4 protein-coding genes are annotated in these 2,714 nt (G+C 33.4%); 2 read left to right on the top strand and 2 right to left on the bottom strand.

All coding sequences use genetic code 11. The annotated features are described in order from the left end of the window. A partial coding sequence (locus tag AC1DTM_RS22060) for an aldo/keto reductase (RefSeq protein WP_477000877.1) occupies nucleotides 1-873 on the top strand: 873 nt, incomplete at its 5' end. A 199-nt stretch (nucleotides 874-1,072) separates the two neighbouring features. Here the strand turns inward: AC1DTM_RS22060 and AC1DTM_RS22055 are convergent. Both AC1DTM_RS22055 and AC1DTM_RS22050 read right to left on the bottom strand, forming a co-directional pair. After that, entirely contained in the window at nucleotides 1,073-1,297 is a 225-nt protein-coding gene (locus AC1DTM_RS22055) for a hypothetical protein (RefSeq protein WP_002158225.1), read from the bottom strand. An 84-nt stretch (nucleotides 1,298-1,381) separates the two neighbouring features. Continuing rightward, nucleotides 1,382-1,729 (bottom strand): DUF4257 domain-containing protein, encoded by a 348-nt coding sequence (locus AC1DTM_RS22050; protein WP_002158224.1) that lies wholly within the window; start codon nucleotides 1,727-1,729, stop codon nucleotides 1,382-1,384. Nucleotides 1,730-1,925: 196 nt separating this feature from the next. Between AC1DTM_RS22050 and AC1DTM_RS22045 the strand changes: the two genes are divergently transcribed. Beyond that, the gene (locus tag AC1DTM_RS22045; protein ID WP_016104598.1) at nucleotides 1,926-2,453 is read left to right on the top strand and encodes a DinB family protein; all 528 of its coding nucleotides are present in this window, start codon (nucleotides 1,926-1,928) and stop codon (nucleotides 2,451-2,453) included. Nucleotides 2,454-2,714: the final 261 nt, after the last annotated feature.

Genomic DNA, 2,714 nt, shown 5'->3' with positions numbered 1-2,714 from the left:
GCAGTAGGGGGACATAATTTATATGCAAATGTGAATGAAGAAGAAGGAAAACAAATGATTGAAGAAGCCATTCAACAAGGAATCACATTCTTTGATACAGCGGACTCATATGGTTTTGGTAGATCAGAAGAATTAGTAGGAGAGGTTTTAAAAGGAAAGCGTCATGAATATGTACTTGCTACAAAAGGTGGAATACAGCCGTTATTAAATGGAGAAACGTATGTTAATAATGAACCGAGTTATTTAAGAAATGCTGTGGAAAATAGCTTAAGAAGACTACAGACTGATTATATTGATTTATATTATTTGCATTTTACAAATCCTGAAACAAGTTACATAGATTCAATCGGAGAGCTTACACGCCTAAAAGAAGAAGGGAAAATCCGTTCAATTGGAATATCCAACGTAAACGTAGAGCAATTAAAAGTAGCGAATCAGCATGGAGATATAGATGTTGTACAATCGCCGTACAATATGTTAAATCGTACTGCCGAGGAAGAACTATTACCGTATTGTATAGAAGCTGGTATTTCATTTATACCGTATGGACCTCTTGCCTTTGGAATATTAGGTGGTAAATATACAGAAGATTTTAAATTAAACGAAGGCGATTGGCGTCAAAGTGTAAATCTATTTGAAGAAAATACATATAAGAGTAACTTTAAGAAAGTTGAAAAATTAAAAGGCTTAGCTAAAGAAAATAGTATTGAGGTGTCTCATTTAGCGTTAGCATGGTTATTAAATAAAGAAGGAATTGATACTGTTATTCCTGGCGGGAAGCGAGCAGAGCAGATAAGAGAAAGTGTAAGAGCGGTGGACGTTTTATTGAATGAACAGGATATGCGGCAAATTGAATATATATTAGAAGATTAGAAGGGAAGAGGTGAGTATTTTAACGCTGAGCTTCTTTTCTACAAAAAAATAAAAAATCCCTACAGAGATAGGGATTTATATATCGGCATATAGTTCCTTGGAAAAGGATATACTTAGCTTACTATACTGGAGTGCGTATGTTTGTGAAATAGATGTGAAAGTAATGTGAAAAATGGCGTAATAAAAAGCACTGTTTTAGCTAAAACAGTGCTTTTCTCTTTGATTGCACAGTTGCTGCATTTTCATCATGTATGCCTGCTTCTTCAGTAATTCGTTTTTTTACTTTATTTAATAGATGGTCTACTGCTTCACCAAAATAATTAGCTTCGCTTTTTGTGCGGGCTTCTCGTAAACATTTATAGTTTTCTAGCAGTTCCTCTTTTTCGGAGTTTGTTAAGAAATCTTCTATTTTCTTTTTTGTCATACGAAACACCCTTTCTTCTGACAAACGACGCAATAGAAAATATTTATTTTTCATTATAACAATAATTTTTAAAGGAAGTATAGATTAACGTCGTAATAATTTGTCAATTTCTTGAATTTTCTCATCAGCTTTCCCAATTTGTGAATTTTTAGCCTGTTCACCACCTAGAGCTTGATGAAGTAAAAATGTTTGGCCTGAAATAGCGGTTACAATAGATACTTTTATTATTTCTTTAATTAAGGTGACATCGAATAAAACAAGTCCAAGAAGTGCAGCTAGGCTACCGGTAAATATATCGGTTAAAAACCCAAAGTGGAAAAACGTTTTTAAACGGCGTGGAAGCAATAACTTACCTTGGTTATTGATCAGATGGGAAACGAAGCCAGTAACGCCACCAACAAGAACAGCAGTTAGCCATTGATACATTTCCATCGAATCCACTCCTTTTAGTGAATAAGATTCGTTTACTAAATATATATTCCTTTTTAAATTTTATATAAGCATATTGAGAAAGTTTGTTCTGGCTAATTGCTTGTTCAATTTAATTATAACAGAAAAATCTGATATATTTCAGTCTATTATATGAAGCCTTTTTTCATTAATATGAATTCAGAAAGGGGTGCGTGAAATGTATATAGATTATCGAATAAGAAGTGTAGATGGTTATACAAAAAATATAGGGGAACTTGTAAGTATGATGGAGCATACGCGGGCAGTAACATTACAGGAAATAGAGGATTTAGCAGTGGAGCAATTGGATTTAATAATGCCGAGTGGTGAGAATTCAATTGGTGCTTTACTAAAGCATATAGCGGCTATAGAAAAAGTCCATCAGCTTATTTCTTTTCAAAATCGTGATTTTACAAAAGAAGAATTAGAAATATGGGAAGATGCACTGTATTTAGGGGAAGCGGGGAGATCTATCCGTGGTTATGAAATACAGTATTATGTACAACTTTTACAGAAAGTTCGAGAGGAAACAATAGAGTGTTTGAGACAACAGGATGATGAATGGCTAATGTCAGAAAGAAAGTGGCCTAATGACGTAGCGTATAATCAGCACTACCTTTGGTTTCACGTGCTAGAAGATGAAATTAGTCATCGTGGACAAATTAAAATGTTAAAAAACAAGTTATTTGAAAATTACGTTAAATGATGTAGCTTTTTAATGAGATATTCCATATAATGAGAGTAATTAAAATTAGAACGGAGTGATGTATTATGGCGAATATGACTGATATGAATAATAAATCAAATACAAAGGTGGATGGAAAGGGCGATATTATATAAGATAGTTCGCAATCCTTCCACTTAGTACAAACTAGGGAGGATATTTATTTGAATCAAAATATTTTAGAATCGTTCGGCTGGGATTCATTTTTTGAAGAGCAAGCTGTAGAGAAGAATTATGAAGTAG

The sequence above is a fragment of the Bacillus sp. P4_D3 genome (genome assembly GCF_056401855.1).
Note: the sequence above shows the minus strand (reverse complement) of the source record. Positions and strands in the feature narration are given on the sequence as shown.

Coding starts and splice junctions, on each gene's coding strand:
- AC1DTM_RS22055 (WP_002158225.1), bottom strand. CDS start 1,297: ATGACAAAAAAGAAAATAGAAGATTTCTTAACAAACTCCGAAAAAGAG.
- AC1DTM_RS22050 (WP_002158224.1), bottom strand. CDS start 1,729: ATGGAAATGTATCAATGGCTAACTGCTGTTCTTGTTGGTGGCGTTACT.
- AC1DTM_RS22045 (WP_016104598.1), top strand. CDS start 1,926: ATGTATATAGATTATCGAATAAGAAGTGTAGATGGTTATACAAAAAAT.